At 68.3% G+C, this 18,073-nt stretch carries 12 protein-coding genes; 10 read left to right on the forward strand and 2 right to left on the reverse strand.

Annotated elements, in window-relative coordinates; genetic code table 11:
• Positions 1-79: 79 nt before the first annotated feature.
• Together ACWEV3_RS32555 and ACWEV3_RS32560 are read left to right on the forward strand one after the other, a co-directional pair.
• The gene (locus tag ACWEV3_RS32555; RefSeq protein ID WP_452617555.1) at positions 80-292 is read left to right on the forward strand and encodes a hypothetical protein; all 213 of its coding nucleotides are present in this window, start codon (positions 80-82) and stop codon (positions 290-292) included.
• A complete protein-coding gene (locus ACWEV3_RS32560; protein ID WP_452617556.1) occupies positions 271-879 on the forward strand; it encodes a TetR/AcrR family transcriptional regulator in 609 nt (202 codons plus the stop codon). Before ACWEV3_RS32555 ends, ACWEV3_RS32560 begins: the two co-directional genes overlap by 22 nt.
• Here the strand turns inward: ACWEV3_RS32560 and ACWEV3_RS32565 are convergent.
• On the reverse strand, positions 865-1,596 hold the full coding sequence (locus tag ACWEV3_RS32565) for a tyrosine-protein phosphatase (RefSeq protein WP_452617557.1): 732 nt from the start codon (positions 1,594-1,596) through the stop codon (positions 865-867). The genes ACWEV3_RS32560 and ACWEV3_RS32565 overlap by 15 nt on opposite strands.
• Complete coding sequence (locus ACWEV3_RS32570; RefSeq protein WP_452617558.1) at positions 1,593-2,918, reverse strand: MFS transporter; 1,326 nt, start codon at positions 2,916-2,918, stop codon at positions 1,593-1,595. The genes ACWEV3_RS32565 and ACWEV3_RS32570 overlap by 4 nt, the downstream gene beginning before the upstream one ends.
• Positions 2,919-3,095: 177 nt before the next feature.
• On the opposite strand from ACWEV3_RS32570, the gene ACWEV3_RS32575 reads away from it, so the two are divergent.
• From ACWEV3_RS32575 to ACWEV3_RS32610, 8 genes are all read left to right on the forward strand, one after another.
• Positions 3,096-4,880: a glycoside hydrolase family 3 protein gene (locus tag ACWEV3_RS32575; RefSeq protein ID WP_452617559.1), complete on the forward strand. Its 1,785-nt coding sequence runs from the start codon at positions 3,096-3,098 to the stop codon at positions 4,878-4,880.
• 461 nt (positions 4,881-5,341) lie between these two features.
• Positions 5,342-6,121, forward strand: coding sequence for a hypothetical protein (locus ACWEV3_RS32580; protein WP_452617560.1), 780 nt, complete (start codon positions 5,342-5,344; stop codon positions 6,119-6,121).
• Positions 6,122-6,403: 282 nt separating this feature from the next.
• Positions 6,404-8,077 carry a glycoside hydrolase family 3 protein gene (locus ACWEV3_RS32585; protein WP_452617561.1) on the forward strand — a complete coding sequence of 558 codons (1,674 nt, stop codon included), beginning with the start codon at positions 6,404-6,406 and terminating at the stop codon, positions 8,075-8,077.
• A 138-nt stretch (positions 8,078-8,215) separates the two neighbouring features.
• Complete coding sequence (locus ACWEV3_RS32590; protein WP_452617562.1) at positions 8,216-8,578, forward strand: helix-turn-helix domain-containing protein; 363 nt, start codon at positions 8,216-8,218, stop codon at positions 8,576-8,578.
• Between the two features lie 219 nt (positions 8,579-8,797).
• Complete coding sequence (locus ACWEV3_RS32595; RefSeq protein ID WP_452617563.1) at positions 8,798-9,262, forward strand: hypothetical protein; 465 nt, start codon at positions 8,798-8,800, stop codon at positions 9,260-9,262.
• A gap of 44 nt (positions 9,263-9,306) precedes the next feature.
• A complete protein-coding gene (locus ACWEV3_RS32600) occupies positions 9,307-10,512 on the forward strand; it encodes a cytochrome P450 (protein ID WP_452617564.1) in 1,206 nt (401 codons plus the stop codon).
• Positions 10,513-10,570: 58 nt separating this feature from the next.
• Complete coding sequence (locus ACWEV3_RS32605; protein ID WP_452617565.1) at positions 10,571-15,247, forward strand: amino acid adenylation domain-containing protein; 4,677 nt, start codon at positions 10,571-10,573, stop codon at positions 15,245-15,247.
• The coding region (locus ACWEV3_RS32610) for a non-ribosomal peptide synthetase (RefSeq protein WP_452617566.1) at positions 15,226-18,073 on the forward strand (2,848 nt) is incomplete at its 3' end. The genes ACWEV3_RS32605 and ACWEV3_RS32610, both read left to right, overlap by 22 nt.

Raw genomic sequence — 18,073 nt, forward strand, 5'->3', positions numbered from 1 at the left:
GTCCAAGCGCGGGTCCGGGCGGCCATGGACGCGCAGGTGCTCGACGAGGGCCGCCGCCAAGCCGAGGATCTTCGGCGGCATGGTCACAGGCGCGGCGAGCCTGTTGCTCCTCGCCTCGGCCGGCAGCATCCCGCTGCTCGTGCTCGCCTGGGCGCCGACTCAGCTGGCCTTCAACATCCTGCCCGCCGGTCTCAACCCGGTGGCAGCGCAGCGCCTGCACCGCACACATATGATCGACGGCGGACGGTGCCGGACGACATCAGGTGGGTTATGGGCGACGACAGGCGGATAGTGCGAGGCGACACCCGCCGCGCGGCGATCCTGGCCGCCGCGACCCACGAGTTCGGCCGCAAGGGGTACGAGCGCACCAGGATCGCCGATGTTGCTCGCGCAGCGGGGGTTACGGACGCGGGGGTGCTGCACCACTTCCCGCGCAAGCTGGACCTTTTCCAGGCTGTTGTGGAGGCTCGGGAGGAGGCCTACCACGCCCTGTACTCCCTTGATTTCGGCAGCGTCCGCGAACTGTTCGACGCCATGATCAGTTCCGTGCGGCGCGCCGGGGACGATCCGGACCTGGTTCGTTTCCGCCGGATGCTGACCGGCGCCGCGGGCATCGAAGGGCACCCCATCGAGGGGCGGCACCGGGAGAACCTCGAACTTGCCCTGGATGCGTTCGCACCGATCGTGCAGCGCGGGATCGAGACCGGCGAACTGCACGACCAGTGCGAACCGGAGCAGATCGTGCTGGAAATCCTCGCGCTGAACGAGGGTATCCGGGATCAGTGGCTGACCCTGCCCGAACGCATCGACTACCTGGGGACATTCACCGCCGCCGTCAACGGCCTGTACCGGCGCATCGCCGCCTCAAGCGACTGCTAGCAGCCGCTGGCGCAACCGCGCCAGGGCGTCGGCGTCGAAACCGTGTTTCGCCAGATAGCGAACCGCGCCGCCGTAGCGGTCATCGAGGTGCTCGAGCGTCACTTCCATCTCGTCGGCGGGGCTTCGCGTGATGAGTGCCTCCACTTGTGGCGTGATCTCAACACCAGTGGCCCGGATGGAGGAGACGATCGCCGCGGCCCACTCCTGGCTGAGCTGACTTTCGCTGAGCGCGTAGTCGGCGACGATCGCCTGCCGGTCCACCCCCACCGCTTCCAGCAGCAGCGCCACCGCAACTCCGGTCCGGTCCTTGCCCGCGGCGCAATGCACCAAAACCGCGCCGTCCTCGGTCTCGGCGACGAGCTCGGCAACACGAGCGAAGGCGTGCCCGGCGCTGTCGAGCAAGTCCGCATAGAGACCGCTCAGCGTAGGAACACCGGTCATGCTACGGAGCTCGCCGTCGAGCAGCGGAAGCCGTACGGTGGCCGGGTGCGCCGCCGGCGACCCGAACGTGGCCGCCGCCTCGCGCTCCGAGCGCAGATCGATCACCAAGGCGACACCGCCATCGCGGAGCATCGCGCGGCCGGTCTCGGTCAGCATGGCCAGATCGGCAGAACGGCACAGCACGCCCGGCCGGACGCTGGTGGTGCCGGCGTCGAGGCCGCCGAGGTCGCGGAAGTTGATCAGACCTTCCGGCCCGTCGATCGATTGCTGGGTCACACGACCACTTCCTCTGCGTTGCGGGGCGTCGCGTTCGACGGCTGACGGCGCAGGGCTGGGCGAATGCCCGGCAGCACGACGAGCGAGAGGCCGACGGTGAGCGCGCCGATCAGGTAGAGCGACGCGTAGTTCTGCGCGTGCCCGGACACCGGGTCCGGGCCGCCCAGCTCCAGCATGAAGGGGGCGACCGCTGGAGCGAGCGACTGGGGAAGCGTCTTGGCCGTGTTGAAGATGCCCAGGTACTTGCCCTGCTCGCCGGCGGGCAGGGTGCGCAGCACCAACGCCATGTCGATCGCGTAGTAGGTGCCGAGTGCGAACCCCGCGATGACCGTGGCCGCCCAGAAGATCGCCAGATCGCCGGTGAACGCCTTCAGCGCCAGTGACAGGGCCATGGCCACGACTGACGCGATGACGAACGGGCCGTAATTTCCCCGGCGTGCGGCCAGAAAGCCGCACCCGAACGCGGCCAGGGTGTTGAGCGCGGCGCCCACGATCGCGGAGACCGACACGAGCGACACCGCGTTCGCCTTGTCCATCCCGAGCCGTTCGAGCAGGTAGTACAGCCCGAACGTGCCCACGATGGTGTACCCGAACTGCATCACGCACCGCTGCAGCCACACCAGCGAGAACATCGGCACGCGGAGCGGGTTGAAGACGAATGACCGGAACGCCCCGGTGAGACGCCGTCCCGACGCCGGATGAGCTCCCGGCCGCGCGGCCGCGGGCGGGTCGGGCACGATCGCGCAGACCGCGACCACGATCACGACCGACAGAGCGGGCATCCCGAGCATGAGCATTGCCAGGTTGTCGGCGAACAGCGCCGCGATCAGCATCGCCGGGACCACGCCGAGGAAACCGAAGGCGCCGAAGATCCCAGACGCCTTCGATCGCTGCGCCTCCGGTACCTGATCGGCGAACATTGCGTGCAACGCCGCGGTGGCCGCGTTGTAGCCGAGTTGCCCCAGCCCCCAGCCCGCGGTGAGCCAGCCGACGTTGGGCGCCAGCAGCATCATCACCGCACTCACCACACCCAGCAGCACCCCGGTGATCAGCCACGGTCGGCGCCGGCCGAAGCGAGAACGGGTGCGGTCGGAGATGTGGCCCCAGATCGGGTTGGACACCAGGGCCACCATCGCACCGACCGCGGTCACCAGCGCGAGCGACGATTCTTTGGTGTGCGGCGCGATCTGGAGCACCTTGACCGACAGAGAAACGAACAGGGCCGTGACGATCGGCCCGAGCACGGCAAGTTCGATCAGCGCGAGGAGGTAGATGCGAGAGAGGGGAATGCGGTCCGGCGGTTCGGGGGACTGAGAGGTCACGCGGGATCCTTCGGTCGTTCAGCGCTTCGAACAGCGCAGGCTCGGATGAGCGCGCACCGGTGAGCGTAGGGCGCTCCCGGAACCCACAGCTAAATACTTAGTGACCACTAGGTGATAGTTAGTGGCGACTAGGTTACATTGTTCCGGTCCACGTCACCAGGGCTGTAGCGTGCTTTCGTGGACACGATCAACCAGTCTTATTCACCCTCCACTTCGCAGGTGGCGGGCCTCGTCGGGGCCATGACCGTCGAGGAGAAGGCCGGAGAGCTTCTTGCCGCGCGGGTGTCGATGAACCCGGACGGCACCCCGTGGGAGGGCACCGATGCGGAATCACCATTCGGTTTCGTGCCGACCACCGAGCTGCTCTTGGAGCGCCACGTCGGGCATCTCGGGCTGATGAACATCCCAAGCGTCGAGGCCCTCGCGCGGTGGGGGGAGGCCATCCGCGCGATCACCGGTCGCTCCCGGCTGCGCATCCCAGCTTCCGTTGGTTCGGACCCGACACACGGCCGTGCCACCAACCGGCAGACCGGTCAGAGCGGAGCCGGCTTCAGCTCGCTGACCGAGCCGATCGGCCTGGCAGCCAGCTGGGATGCCGACCTCGTGGAGGAGGTCGCCCGGATGATGGCGAGCGAACTGCGCGCGGCCGGAATCCATATCGCGGTACACCCCATGGGCGACCTCGCCACCGAACCGCGCTGGGCGCGGGTGGCGGGGACGTTCGGCGAGGACCCGCACCACGCGGGCGTGATGATGCGCGCCTTCGTCCGGGGACTGCAGTGCGGTGGCGCACACGAGCGCGTCCTGGCCACGGCCAAGCACTTCCCCGGCGGCGGTCCGCAACAGGACGGCGAGGACGCTCATTTCGAGCGTGGCGCGCATACCGTGTACCCGGGCGGCCGGTTCGAGGACCACCTCATCCCGTTCGCCGCCGCGATCGAGGAGGGTGTCGCGATGATGATGCCCGGTTACGCCGCCCCGCTCGGACTCGACTACGAAGCAGTGGGTTTCGCCTTCCAGCGCCGCGTCATCACCGATCTGCTGCGCGGCCGGCTGGGGTTCGACGGGGTGGTCGTCACGGACTTCAACATCGTGACCGGCATGCGATTGCCGGGGCTCGGAATCGAGCTGCCGGTACGTGCCTGGGGGCTGCTGGACCTGCCGCCGGTCCAGCGCGTGGCCCGGCTCTTCGATGCCGGCGTCGACCAACTCGGCGGCGAGGACGACCCGACGCTCATTCTCGAAGCCCTCGATCGCGGCCTGATCACCGAGGAACGCCTGGACACCTCGGTCCGGCGCGTGCTGCGGGCCAAAGAACGGCTCGGGCTGCTCGACGATGCGGCCGCCGGTGCCGTTGAGCCGGACGCGATCGGGAACCACGTGGCCACCGCGCCGAACCTGGCCCTCGCCCGGCGAGCGCAAGCGGCGTCGGTCGTGGCACTCACCGGCCGCCCCGTGCGCCTCGGCCCGGACGTGCGGATCTACGGTGAAGGAATCGACCAGGACGTCCTGCGCCGGTATGCCACACCGGTCGACACCGTCACCGAGGCCGATCTCGCGATCATCCGGCTGGCGGCACCGTTCGACGAAAAGCCCGGGGACATGCTCGAATCGGCATTCCATTCCGGGAGCCTCGAATTCCCGCAGGAGACCGTCCGGCACATCGAGGCGATCGCCGCGACCGTGCCTACCTTTGTCGACGTCTATCTCGAACGCGCCGCTGTGCTCACACCGTTCGCCGCCCTCCCCGGGGTCACCTTGATCGGAACCTTCGGCGTGGACGACGACATCCTGCTGGACGCGGTGAGCGGCCGGGCCACGGTCAGCGGTCGGCTTCCGTTCGATCTGCCACGCTCCGATGCCGCCGTTGCGGCGGCCCGCGAGGACGTCCCGTTCGACACTCGTGCTCCGCTCTTCGGCTTTGGTCACGGCCTGCACTGGTCGGCACAGCACGGCCTTTAGCCTGGAGGGTCTGTCAAGAAGACCTTCGCCGAAGGGTCCGTGCCGTGCTGGGTGAACCCTGATGGATCCCGTTTGGATCCTACGCTCCATTGCCACCGAATCCAGATATGTGTGCTCATGGAGAGAGGCCAACGCCGCAGCTGATTGGCGCTACGCAAGTGACCACATCAGGGCGCGTCGTCCACGTTGGGGTTCGTCGACGACAGCGCCGCTTCGGCGTTCACGGGCTAACGGGGGTGGGCATGGAGAATCGTACGGGGGCGCTGGCGTTTTTCGATATTGGGCAGACGCTCGCTGCGGTCACGCCCGCATCGAGCGGTGATCGCGTTGTGCATCTGGACGTGTAACCCTTCCTTGCGGCGGCGGCGATCGCGAGGGATGCTCAGCGCCGCCGCGTTCCGCGTTTTGACCTGTTCGGCCTGATCGCAGGTGTGACACGCTCGGAATTCCGGAGGTCGATCATGGCGAAGGCACTCGCGAAGGAGCACCTCGAAGACTTCATGTCGCTCCTCGACCTGGCCGAGAGGCGCAGTTCTACAGTGATGTTCGAGGGGTACGTCGCCGAGGACAAGAACATTCCGGGGAACCTGGTGATCGTGCAGTCCCCGAACGTCGTGTACTCCGTGGCGAAATCGGATGTCGTCGAGCGCGAGGACATCGACGCCCAACGGGTCCGGGCTTGGGTGCGTCCCGGTGTGCGCGCGTTCCGCATCAGCCCGTTCACGGTCGGGGAGGTCACCGCACCACCCGAGGTGGCCATGGAATTCGTCGCTGCCCCTCGGGCAGTGGAGTTGCCGGGAACGCCTGTGCGCGGGGACCCGTCGACATTGCACAGACCCGCCCCGCAGGCGAATGCGCCGCTTTCCGCGGTGGGTGCGTACTACGAGGACGGATGTGCGGGCGGGGACAACACCGTCTACGCCAACAACTGCGCACACTTCCTTTCGAACGCGTTCATCCGTGCCGGGTACGGCGAGTTGTCGGTGGCGAACCCGCACATCCACGCCCGATGCACACCAGGCAGAAGGCCCCTGCGGGCCAGGAATATGTGGAGCTGGTTCCAGGAGAAGGCGGTGCGCACGAGTACCACGCTGCAGCCCAACACCGGCTGGTGGGCGGTTTTCCAGCTCAAGGAATCGGTCTACTGGGGTGGGCACGTGGTCCTGCTGGACTCCGACACCTGGGCGTACTACGGCACCAGCTGGCACGACGACTGGGGACAGCACCTCTACCAGTGGTAGCGGCGTTCGGACAGCTCTCGGCGCACGAATGTTCCCCTTGCTGTGTAAGCACTTTCGCGCAACCCTGAGTATGCGCGGTCCTCCTCTTGTTCGGAATCTGCTGCGAGGCCACCAAGTTGAGGGCCGACGGGGGGACCAAGAGGACGCGCGCGGAGGTGCTGGGGACCACCGCGACGAGCAACTCGTTGTCCAACACGGCTTCTGCTGCCGCCTCCGTGCAGTGTTCACCAAATCGAATATCTGACGTCTTCCAGGCACTGCGTTGTTCGAAGGGAAGCCCCAATGTTGAAGGATGAACAGCTGGTCGAGGAGATGACGCTGGAAGAGAAGGTAGGCCACCTGTTCGTCACCTACGCGTACGGGAGCACTGCCGACACCGCGCATCCCAAGAACCAGGAGGAGTTCAGCGTCGACACCCCGGCGCAGGTGGTTCGAAGGTACCATCTGGGCGGCATCATCTACTTCACCCGGACCGAAAACCTGCACGCCCCGCGGCAGATCGCCGAGCTGTCCAACGGCTTGCAGACTGCCGCGGTGTCCTCCGGGGCGAAGGTGCCGCTGCTGATCTGCACCGACCAGGAGCAGGGCCTTGTCACCCGCATCCTGGAGCCCGCCACGCAGTTCCCCGGGAGCATGGCGCTCGGCGCCGGGCGTAGCGTCGAGGACGCTGAACGTGCGGCCGCGATCACCGGGCGGGAACTGCGGGCGATGGGGGTGAACCAGAACTTCGCGCCGAGCGGCGACGTCAACGTCAACCCGGCGAACCCGGTGATCGGGGTGCGTTCGTTCTCCTCCGATCCATCCTTGGCCGCGGAGCTGACCGCCGCGCAGATCCGCGGGTACCAGGACTCGGAACCGCCCGACGAGTCGGTGTCGGCGTCGGTCAAGCACTTCCCCGGGCACGGCGACACCAAACAGGACAGCCACACCTCGCTGCCGGTGATCGAGCACGACCGGCAGCAGTGGGAGCAGCTGGACGCGCCGCCGTTCAAGGAGGCGATCGCCGCCGGGACCGACATGGTGATGAGCGCGCACATCGTGGTGCCCAAGCTCGACGACTCAGGCGAGCCGTCGACGCTGTCACCGAAGGTGCTCACCGGGTTGTTGCGCGAGGAGCTGGGCTTCGAGGGAGTGATCGTCACCGACTCGCTGCAGATGGACGGGGTCCGGAAGAAGCACCCGGACGCCGAGATCCCGGTGCTCGCCCTGCAGGCCGGTGCCGATCTGCTGCTGATGCCCAAGAGCCTGCCGGTCGCCATCGACGGTGTGATCAACGCGGTGGTCACCGGCCGGCTCAGCGAGCAGCGCATCGACCAGAGCGTGGAGCGCGTCCTGGCGTTGAAGGCCGGTCGGGGTGTGCTGGCGGACCCGTTCGTTGCCGTGTCTAATGTGGACGACGTCGTCGGCACCGTGAAGAACCTGGAAGCAGCGCAGACCATCACGGATCGCACCACGACCCTGGTGCGCAACGAAGGAATGCTGCTGCCGCTGAAGCCGCCGGGGACGGTGTTCGTGACCGGTGCCGGTGACAAGGCCACTGCTGCGTTGGCGGAGCGGATCAAGGCGCGCGGGCCGCAGACCTCGGCGCTGGCCACCGGTCGGGACCCGACGCAGGAGCAGATCAGCCAGGCTGCCAAGCAGGCCAAGCGCAACGACGTCACGGTCGTGCTGACCAACGCGGCGTGGAATGACGACAACGCGTCGCAGCTCGACCTGGTGCGCGCCTTGCAGCAGACCGGCAAGCCGGTCGTGGCCGTCGCGGTCCGGGATCCCTACGACGCGGCCCGCGTCGAGCTTCCTGCCTGGGTCGCCACTTATTCGGACAAGGCGGTGGCGATGGAGTCGTTGACGCAGGTGTTGTTCGGTGAGATCGCCCCGGTCGGCAAGCTGCCGGTGCCGGTGCCGGTGGACCCGAACCAGTACGAGTACCCGTTCGGCCACGGTTTGGGCTGGTGAGGGCTCGTGAGTGACGAATCCGGTGCTTACCGGGTGTCCTCGCTCAGGACCTCGTGAACAGTTTGTGTCTCAGGACCTCGTGAACACTGGCTGGCCTGCTGTCTGTGATCATCAGTGGTGGGCGGAACAGGGTTTTCGATGGATCCAGACCTGGTCGCGGCGGTGGCCGCGGTGGCTGGCGGGGACAAGATCAACGTGTCGAGGTTCTGTGCTGAGCACAAGATCTCGCGCACGGTGTTCTACAAGTACGTCCAGCGGTTCCGGGAGGAAGGAGCGGCGGGGTTCCTCCGCCGCTCTTCTGCCCCGCAGCGGCGGCCGGGGAGGTGCGGGTGCCCTCCGGGGGCCAAATCGCGTTTCCAAGCCGGGTGCGGCCGCCGAGGTCGGATTGCTGCCCGCAGCTCCCCATGGCGTTTCCGGTGGCCTGCGAATGGTCGCTGTCCAGGCGAATGGCAGTTGTTTGCCAACGAGATCGTCCGGCGGCATGCGGCTGACCGCGTATGACAGCTTGTGGCCGCACGTCTTGTTGTTCGAATGGGTCGGCAATAGCGTCTGAAGCCTGTCCCACAATGATCAAATTTTGTTGGCGTGCATGGCAAAGCGTGGCTTGCGGCGTGGCGGGTGGTGTTCAGCGGGCCATGGTGAGGTTGCGCATGAGGGCTACGCGGCGTGCGGCGTGCCGGACGCCGTCGCGTTTGCGTCGGCAGTCACGGAGGTGCGCCGATGGCCGGTCAGCATTCTCGGGCTGATCAGCATCTGTTCGCCGAAGTCGGCCTTCGCGCGCGCTTGTTCGCCCAAGGGGCGGTTGCCTGGCTGTTCGCCAGGGGAGGCGATCCGTTCGCCCGCTTGCCGCACTCCCCGTGGCGGGACAACCCGTACCCGCTCTACGCGGGCATGCGCGCGCAGGGGCCGCTGGTCCGTCGCAAGCTCGGGTTGTTGATTTGCACGACCCACGACTTGTGCGACGAAGTGTTGAGAGATCGCCGGTTCGGGGTGCGCAAGAGCGACGAGTCCTGCGGTGACCCACCGCGGCCCCCGTCGACCTCCACATTTCGCTGCTCGAACTCGATCCGCCGGATCACAGCCGCCTGCGGATGCTGGCCGCGCCGGCGTTTCGCCGTCACCAGGAGCACCCCAGAGCGGCGAACCCGCGGTAGCGCCGCGGCGGCGCGTGGTGCGGTTCGGTGAGTCGGCTCGCGCCAGCGCGACGAAAACTCGGGAAGGAGCCTGAATTGTCCGACACCATCGGTGTTCCCGTCGGTATTCCGACCGAACGCGACCGGATCTTCGAACTGCCCGTGGAACTGGAGTCGCTGCGGGATCGGAAGCCCATCGGACGGATGGTCTACGGGGACGGCCACCTGGGTTGGTTGGTGACGAGCTACTCGTTGGCCCGCGCGGTACTCGCCGACAGCCGCTTCAGCAGCCGCGCCGATCTCGCCCGCATCCCCGTCGAGCTGCCCGCCGAAGCAGAGCAGGCGCGCAAGGACATCCCGCCGGGCGTGTTCCACCGCATGGACCCGCCGGAGCACACCAGGTACCGCCGGCTGCTAGCCGGTCATTTCGCGGTGCGCCGGATGGATTCGCTGACCGAGACGATCCAGCGGATCGTCGACGAACGCCTGCACGCGATGGCCCGCGGGGGCCCACCCGCCGACCTGGTGCGGGACTTCGCGAAACTCGTGCCGCTGAACGTGGTCTCCGAGATCCTGGGCGTCCCCGAGGACGAGCACGACCGCTTCGTGCGGCGCGTCTCAGTCCTGTTCGACCAGCACGCCGAGGCCGCCGACGTCGGGGCAGCGACCCAGGCGATCCACACCCAGTTCCAGGAGTTCGTCGACGCGAAGAAGCGGGCCGGGACCAGCGGTGACGTCCTCGGGCACCTGGCGGCTTCGGGCGAGTTGCCCGACGAGGAGATCGCCACCGTCGGGATGGTGCTGCTGACCGCGGGGTACGAATCAACGGCGAACATGCTGGCCCTCGGAACCCTCGCGTTGCTGGAACACCCCGACCAGCGGGCTCGGGCGCTTTCCAACCCGGCCCAGCTCGACAAGGCCGTCGACGAACTGCTGCGCTACCTCAGCGTCACCCACATCGGACCTATCCGCACCGCGCTGCGGGACGTCGAGCTCGGCGGCGAAACCATCAAGGCCGGTGACTCGGTGTCCATAGCCCTGCCGGCGGCCAACCGCGACCCCGAGCACGTCGAGCGCCCGGCCGCACTGGACATCGACAACTCGTCGGCCGGGCACCTCGCGTTCGGCTACGGCGTGCACCAATGCCTTGGCCAGCACCTCGCTCGGAACATCCTGCGCACGAGCTATGCCGGGATCTTCCGGGAGTTCCCCGCCCTGCGGCTCGCCGTTCCGGCGGACGAACTCGAAATCTGCACCGAGATGCCCGTGTACGGGGTGTCCCGGCTCCCGGTCGAGTGGTGATGCGGGGACCGCGGTCGCCGTGTCCTGAGGCGCAAGGGGCGTGTCGATGGGTGGGATCATGGACCAACTGGCTGCCGACTCCGCTTTCCCGTTGTCGGACGCCCAACGGGAGATCTGGCTGGCGCAGCGGTTCAACCCGGATAGCCTGCACTTCCGCGTGGGCCAGTACGTCGAGATCGACGGGGCGATCGACGGCGCCGAGTTCGAAGCCGCGGTCCGCAAGACCGTCGCCGAGGTGGATGTGCTGCACTGCCGCGTCCACGAGGTGGACGGCGTTGCGCACCAGACCGTGAACCCCGTCCCCGACTGGGACTTCCCCGTGCTCGACTTCAGCACCGAACCCGATCCGGGTGCGGCGGCGGAGCGCTGGATGTACGAAGACCTCGCCGTCCCGATGGACCTGACCCGCGACCGGCTGTTCTCGTACGCCCTGCTCAAGCTGGCGTCGGACCGCTTCTACTGGTACCAGGGCTACCACCACCTGGTCACCGACGGTGCGGGCAGCATCCTGATCTCGCAACGCGCAGCGCATCTTTACACGACGAGCGTGCAAGGTCTGCCCGCGGAGCCCGCGCCGTTCTCGTCACTGCGGGAACTGGTGGCGGAAGACGCCGAGTACCGGAACTCCGGGGATTTCGAACGGGATCGGAAGTACTGGCTGGAGAGGTTCGCCGACCGGCCCAACGTGGCACGGATTTCCGCCATGACGGAGGATCTGCCGCGGAGCTTCCTTCGGCACACCAGCCATGTTCCGGCCGCAGCCGCGGACCGGATCAAGGCGGCTGCCCGAGCCGCCCGCACGCACTGGTCGGTCATGCTGCTCGCGGCGACCGCGGTGTACCTCCACCGGCTCACCGGGGAGGAGGACATCGCGGTCGGTTTCGCCGTGGCTGCCCGCAAGAACGCAACGCTGCGCCGCAACCCGGGCACGCTGGCGAACGTGGTTCCGCTGCGGGTGAAGGTCGATGGTGGGACCACGGTGCACGAGCTCCTCCGGCAGGCCTCGCGGGAGGTTCGCGGGGCCTTGGCGCACCAGCGTTATCGCGCGGAGCAGCTGGCTCGCGATCTCAACCTGACGACCGGCATGCGCCACCTCATGGGCCCCGAGGTGAACGTGATGCCGTTCGACTTCGACCTGAGCTTCGGGCAGTGCGCCGCGCGGTTGCACAACTTGTCCAACGGCCTGGTCGACGATCTGTCCATCATGGCCTACGACCGCCCCGACGGTGGTGCCGTCCGGGTCGACTTCAACGGGAACGCGGACCGCTACAGCAGCGATGCCCTGGGCGCCCATCAGGATCGATTCCTCGCCCTGCTGGACGTGCTGGCCGGCGACTTGGACGCCGAAGTCGGTGAATTGGACGTGCTGACCGCCGCGGAGCGGAACAAGCTGCTGGGGGAGTGGAACGGCGCAGCAGCCGAGCTGACTTCCTCGGTGTTGCCAGAGCTGCTGGACGACCAAGTGGCGCGCAGTCCGGACGAGGTCGCGTTGGTGTGCGGTGGGAAGAGCCTCACCTACGCGGAGCTGCACGCGCGGGCGAATCAGCTCGCTCGCCACCTGGTCGGTCTGGGCGTTGGGCCCGAGCGAGTGGTCGGATTGTTGCTGCCGCGCACGGCGGACATGGTCATCGCGATGCTTGCGGTGCTGAAGGCCGGCGGTGCTTACCTGCCGGTCGACCCGACGTATCCCGCCCATCGCGTCGAATTCATGCTCGCCGACGCGAACCCCGTCCTGCTGCTGGCCACAACGGACACCGCCGGGCGCGTCGCGCAACCGCCCGTCGACATCGTGGTGCTGGACGACCCGCACGTGCGCCGCGCGCTCGCCGAGCAGCCGAGCTCCGAGCTCGGCGACGACAACCGCCGGTCGTCGCTGCGAGGTTCGCATCCCGCCTACGTCATCTACACCTCGGGTTCGACCGGCGTCCCGAAGGGCGTGGTGGTGTCCCAGACCAGTGCGGTGAACCTGGTGTCCTGGGCGGTTCGCACCCTGGGAGAGCGGCTCGGCCAGGTGCTCGCGTCCACGTCGTTGAGCTTCGACGTATCGGTGTTCGAACTGCTTGCCCCCTTGGCCTGCGGGGGCTGCGTCGAAGTGGTGCGGGACGGCTCGGCGCTGGCGGAGCGGTTGTCCGCGGGGCCGGCTCCGAGCGCGATCAGCGGCGTACCGTCGGTGCTGGGCCAGGTGGCCGCAGCGGTGCGGGATTCCGGGTTCTCGGGTGTCGTCGTGTGCGCGGGGGAAGCGCTGCCGACGGGGGTGGTGGCCGCGCTGGAGGCGGCGTTCCCGGGATGCCGGGTGATGAACGCCTACGGGCCGACCGAGGCGACCGTGTACGCAACGGCGGGCTGGTGCGGGTCGGACGCGGACGGCGGTGGAATCGGTGGTCCGGTGGCCAACACCCAGGTCTACGTGCTGGACGACAGGCTGGCGTTGGTTCCCCCCGGCGTGGTCGGGGAGTTGTACGTCGGCGGGCTCGGCGTGGCGCGCGGCTATTGGCGCCGGGCGGGGCTGACGGCGGAACGCTTCGTGGCCAATCCCTTCGGCCCGGCTGAGAACCCGGTGGCGGGGAGCGTGTCGGCGGGTGCCGGCGATCGGTTGTACCGCACCGGAGACCTGGTGCGGTGGAACGACCGTGGCCGGCTGGAGTACGTCGGCCGGGTCGACGACCAGGTCAAGGTGCGAGGTTTCCGGATCGAGCCTGGCGAAATCGAGAACGTCCTGACCGAGCATCCGGGCGTCGCCCGCGCTGCGGTCGCCGCCCGCGAGGATCGGCCGGGGGACAAACGCCTCGTCGGGTACGTGGTTCCCGCGCCGTCCGCGGAGCTGGACGTTCGCGAGGTGCGCGAGTTCCTGGGTGGCCGCGTGCCGGATCACCTGGTGCCGGCGGCGATCGTGCCCATGGACGCACTACCGCTGACGGCGAACGGCAAACTGGACCGCCGGGCCTTGCCTGCGCCGGAGTTCACGCGTGCCGCGTCGTCTCGCCCGCCGCGAACCCAGGTCCAGGAAGCGTTGTGCGAGTTCTTCGACCAGCTGCTCGGCGTCCCGGACGTGGGGATCGACGACAGCTTCTTCGACCTCGGCGGGGACAGCATCTCCGCCATCCAGCTGGTCAGCCGGGCACAGGCCGCCGGCATCACCTTCACCCCGCAAGACGTGCTGGTGCACCGGACCGTGGCCGGCATCGCGTCCGCAGCCGGCGTGCACGCGGATGCCGAGCCGGTCGAGGACGACGACGTGGGCGCCCTCGGCTCGACGCCGATCGTGGATTGGTTCCGGGGTTTGGGCGGGCAGTTCGACGGGCTGTGCCAGGCGATGGTGGTGGCCTTGCCGACGGGGATTGACCGCCCGGACTTGGTGGCCGCCTTGGAAGCGCTGGTGGAGCGGCACGGCGCGTTGCGCTTGTACGTGGACGACGGTGCCGAGCAGGGCTTGCGAGTAGCGCCCGTCGGGTCGTCGCCCGTGGCGGACCGCGTGACGCAGGTGGACGTGCGCGGTCTTTCCGGCGACCAGTTGAACGCGGCCGCGGACGAGTACTTCGCCGCTGCACAGGCTCGTCTGGACCCGAGGTCCGGAACGGTGTGGCAAGCCGTGTTCTTCGATGCCGGAGCCGGAGCGGCGGGCCGATTGCTGCTGGTGATCCACCACCTGGCCGTCGACGGGGTGTCCTGGCGGATCTTGCTGGCGGATCTGGCCGCCGCGTGGCAGGCGATAGCGGCTGGGCGAACCCCGTCGCTGCCGTCGCGCGGCACGTCGCTGCGCCGCTGGACGCGAATTCTTGCCGCAGAAGCGCGAAGTCCGGACCGAATCGCCGAGCTGGACCACTGGAAGCGGACGCTGGCAGACGCCGTGCCCAAGCGCGGGGGAGCAGCCGGGCACCAGGAGTCCGGCGAGCTGACGCTGCGGTTGCCGGTGGCGGACACCGAGCCGCTGTTGAGACGGGTGCCCGCCGTCTACCACGCGGACACCCACGAGGTGCTGCTCGCCGCGCTGGGAATCGCCGTTGCGCAATGGCGACGGCGGCTGGGGTCGTCGGGCCGGGCAGTGGTGGTCGATGTCGAAGGCCACGGGCGGCACCAAGAACTCGCCGATGGCGTGGACCTGTCGGGCACGGTCGGCTGGTTCACCACGCTGCACCCGGTGCGCCTCACCCCTGACCCCCTGGAACGCGAGGACGTTCGGCGTGGCGGGCCGGAACTCCGGCGCACCATCCAACACCTGAAGGAAGAGATCCGTGCGGTGCCCGACCACGGCCTGGGCTACGGGCTGCTGCGCTACCTCAACCCGGAGACGGCCGGGGAACTCGCGGGTCTGCCCAGTCCCGAGATCGGGTTCAACTACCTGGGCCGGTTCTCCGCCGCAGATGACGCCGACGGGGACACCGCGTGGGCACCACTCGCGGACGGTACGGGCCAACCCCTGAGGGTTGCTACTGCCGCCGGGCCGGGAATGCCCCCGGTCCACCTGCTGGACCTCAACGCGGCGGTGCTGTCCACCGCCGGGCGGCCGCAGCTGGTCGCGACCTGGTCCTGGCAGCCGCCGCTCGACCGGGACCAGCTCACGGCGCTCGCGGAGATCTGGTTCGAGGTGCTTCGCGGCGTCACGACAGCAACCGACCAACCCGGCGCGGGCGGCCACACGCCGTCCGATTTCGGGCTGGTCAACCTCACCCAGCAGCAGATCGACCAGCTCGAATCAGCGTGGAGGAGATCACGATGGAGCAGCCCGGATTCGTAGACGTGTTGCCGCTGTCCCCGCTCCAGGAAGGTCTGCTGTTCCACGCCCTGCACCAGGAGAGCGGCCCGGACGAGTACGTCGTCCAGGTCGTCCTGGAGCTCGATGGACCGCTGCGCGCCGCCGAGCTGCGCGGCGCCGCAGAGGCGATCTTGCGACGCCACCCGAACCTGAGTGCCGCCTTCTGGTTCGAGGGGGTGGACAGCCCGGTCCAGGTCATCCCCCGCTCGGTGACCTTGCCGTGGGCGGAGTTCGACCTGCGCGGCCGCACCGTGGACGAGCAGCGCGCCGAGCGCGAGCGCCTGCTGCTCGAGCAGCGGGAGGCCGGCTTCGACCTGTTCGACCCCCCGCTGCTCCGGTTCGCGCTGATCCGGCTCGAACCGCAGCGGCACCTGCTGGTGCTGACCAACCACCACATCCTGCTGGACGGCTGGTCGTATCCGGTCTTGTTTCGCGAGCTGTTCCAGCTCTACCAGCGAGGTGGTGACGACAGCGAGCTGCCGCGGGTCACGCCGTACCGGGAGTACCTGGCCTGGCTCGCCGGGCAGGACCGGCAGGCCGCGGAGGACGCGTGGCGGCGCGCCCTGGCCGGGCTGTCCGAGCCGACCTTGCTCGCGCCGACAGCGGGCCCGGCCGGACCGTGCCGGCGCGCACAGGCGACCCTCGAACTGCCCGCGGAACTGACCGCGGACCTTCGCGCTCTCGGCCGCCGCCGGGAGCTGACCACCGGCACCCTGGTCCAGGGCGCCTGGGCGATCCTGCTCCGGTCGTTGACCGGCCGCTCCGACGTCGTGTTCGGCACCACCGTGGCCGGGCGGCCGCCTCAACTGCCCGGCGTGGAATCGATGGTGGGGTTGTTCATCAACACGGTGCCCGTCCGGGTCCGGCTCGATCCGCACGAACCCCTGGCTGATTCGCTTCGGCGCTTCCGCGACGAGCAGGCCGCCTTGGTCAACCACCAGCACCTCAGCCTCACGGACGCGGGCCGGTTGAGCGGGCACGGAAAGCTCTTCGACTCCCTGGTCGTCGTCGAGAACTATCCGCTGGACACGGCGGGCATCACGCCGGCCGGAAGCGAGCTGCGGGCCGCCGGCATCGCCGGTCACGATGGTTCGCACTACCCACTCAGCCTGATCGTCTTCCCCGGCGAGAAGATCGTCCTCCGGCTGGATTACCGTTCGGACGTATTCGGACAGTCCACTGTGGAGCAGTTGCTCGGGCGATTGGGCCGCCTCCTGGAAGCGTTGTGCGCGAACCCGGACTGCCCCGTGGGCAACGTCGACCTGGTCGGCGACGTCGAGCGGGAACGCCTCCTGGGCTTGAACGACCCGGCAGTGGTGACCCCGTCGGCGGTCGTGCCGGAGTTGTTCGGCCGGCAGGTGGCTCTCCGGCCCGAGGCGATCGCGGTCGTGTCCGGCGAGGCGGAACTGACCTACGCGGAACTCGACGCCCGGTCGAACCAGCTCGCACGCCACCTGGTGGCGTCGGGGGTCGGCCCGGAACGGGTGGTGGGCCTGGTGCTACCCCGCTCGGTCGAAGCGGTGGTCGCCGTCCTGGCCGTGCTGAAGGCCGGTGGGGCGTACCTGCCGATCGATCCGGGCAATCCCGCCGAACGGGTCCGGTCGATACTGCGCGATGCCGCGCCTGTGCTGATGCTGACGACCGCGGCCACCCGGCCTGGCGTCGAGGACGGCGGCACGCCGACCGTCGTGCTCGACTCGGCGGAGGTGCAGCAGCGGCTCGCCGCGCAGCCGACGGCCGAGCTCACCGATGCGGAGCGCGGAGGCGCACTGCATCCCGGGCAAGCGGCTTACGTCATCTTCACCTCCGGTTCCTCGGGAACCCCCAAAGGCGTTGCGGCGACGCACGAGGACGTGGTCGAGCTGACCGGGGACCGCGCGTTCGACAACTATGCGGACGCGCGGGTGCTGGTGCACTCGCCGCTGGCCTTCGACGCGTCGACCTACGAGATCTGGGTTCCGCTGCTCCGCGGCGCACGGCTCGTGTTGGCCCCCGGGGAAGCGGTCGATCTCGACGCGTGGCATTCGACCATCACGCGGAACCGGGTGACGCACGCCTTCTTGACCACGGCTCTCTTCAACCACCTCGTCGGCGAGCGCATCGAACTGGTTTCGGCGCTGCGGGAGGTGTGGACGGGCGGGGAAGTGGTGTCGACGCAGGCATTCCGGCGCGCCGTCGAAACCTGCCCCAACACCAGGTTCGTGCACGTCTACGGGCCCACGGAAACAACCACGTTCTGCGCCTACCACGAGGTGAGGACTGCCGATTCGATTGGGAACACGGTTCCGATCGGCCGGGCCATGCGCAATATGCGGGTGTATGTGTTGGATGGTTTTTTGGGTGTGGTTCCGCCGGGTGTGGTGGGGGAGTTGTATGTGGGGGGTGTGGGTTTGGCGCGGGGGTATTGGGCCCGCCCGGGACTTACTGCGGAGCGGTTTGTGGCGGATCCGTTTGGTGGTGTGGGTTCGCGGATGTATCGGACTGGGGATTTGGTGCGGTGGAGTTGTGATGGTGTTTTGGAGTTTGTGGGGCGTGTTGATGATCAGGTGAAGGTTCGGGGTTTTCGGGTTGAGTTGGGTGAGGTGGAGGGTGTGTTGGCCGGGTGTCCTGGGGTGGGGCAGGCGGCGGTGGTGGTGCGTGAGGATGTGCCGGGGGATCGGCGTTTGGTTGGGTATGTGGTGCCGAGTTCGGGTGGGGGGTTGGATGTTGGTGGGGTTCGGGATTTTGTTCGTGTGAGGTTGCCGGAGTTCATGGTTCCGGTTGTGGTGGTGTTGGATGAGTTGCCGGTGACGGTGAATGGGAAGTTGG

Source organism: Saccharopolyspora sp. NPDC003752 (genome assembly GCF_053605825.1).

Coding starts and splice junctions, on each gene's coding strand:
- ACWEV3_RS32555 (WP_452617555.1), top strand. CDS start 80: ATGGTCACAGGCGCGGCGAGCCTGTTGCTCCTCGCCTCGGCCGGCAGC.
- ACWEV3_RS32560 (WP_452617556.1), top strand. CDS start 271: ATGGGCGACGACAGGCGGATAGTGCGAGGCGACACCCGCCGCGCGGCG.
- ACWEV3_RS32580 (WP_452617560.1), top strand. CDS start 5,342: ATGGCGAAGGCACTCGCGAAGGAGCACCTCGAAGACTTCATGTCGCTC.
- ACWEV3_RS32585 (WP_452617561.1), top strand. CDS start 6,404: ATGTTGAAGGATGAACAGCTGGTCGAGGAGATGACGCTGGAAGAGAAG.
- ACWEV3_RS32590 (WP_452617562.1), top strand. CDS start 8,216: ATGGATCCAGACCTGGTCGCGGCGGTGGCCGCGGTGGCTGGCGGGGAC.
- ACWEV3_RS32595 (WP_452617563.1), top strand. CDS start 8,798: ATGGCCGGTCAGCATTCTCGGGCTGATCAGCATCTGTTCGCCGAAGTC.
- ACWEV3_RS32605 (WP_452617565.1), top strand. CDS start 10,571: ATGGACCAACTGGCTGCCGACTCCGCTTTCCCGTTGTCGGACGCCCAA.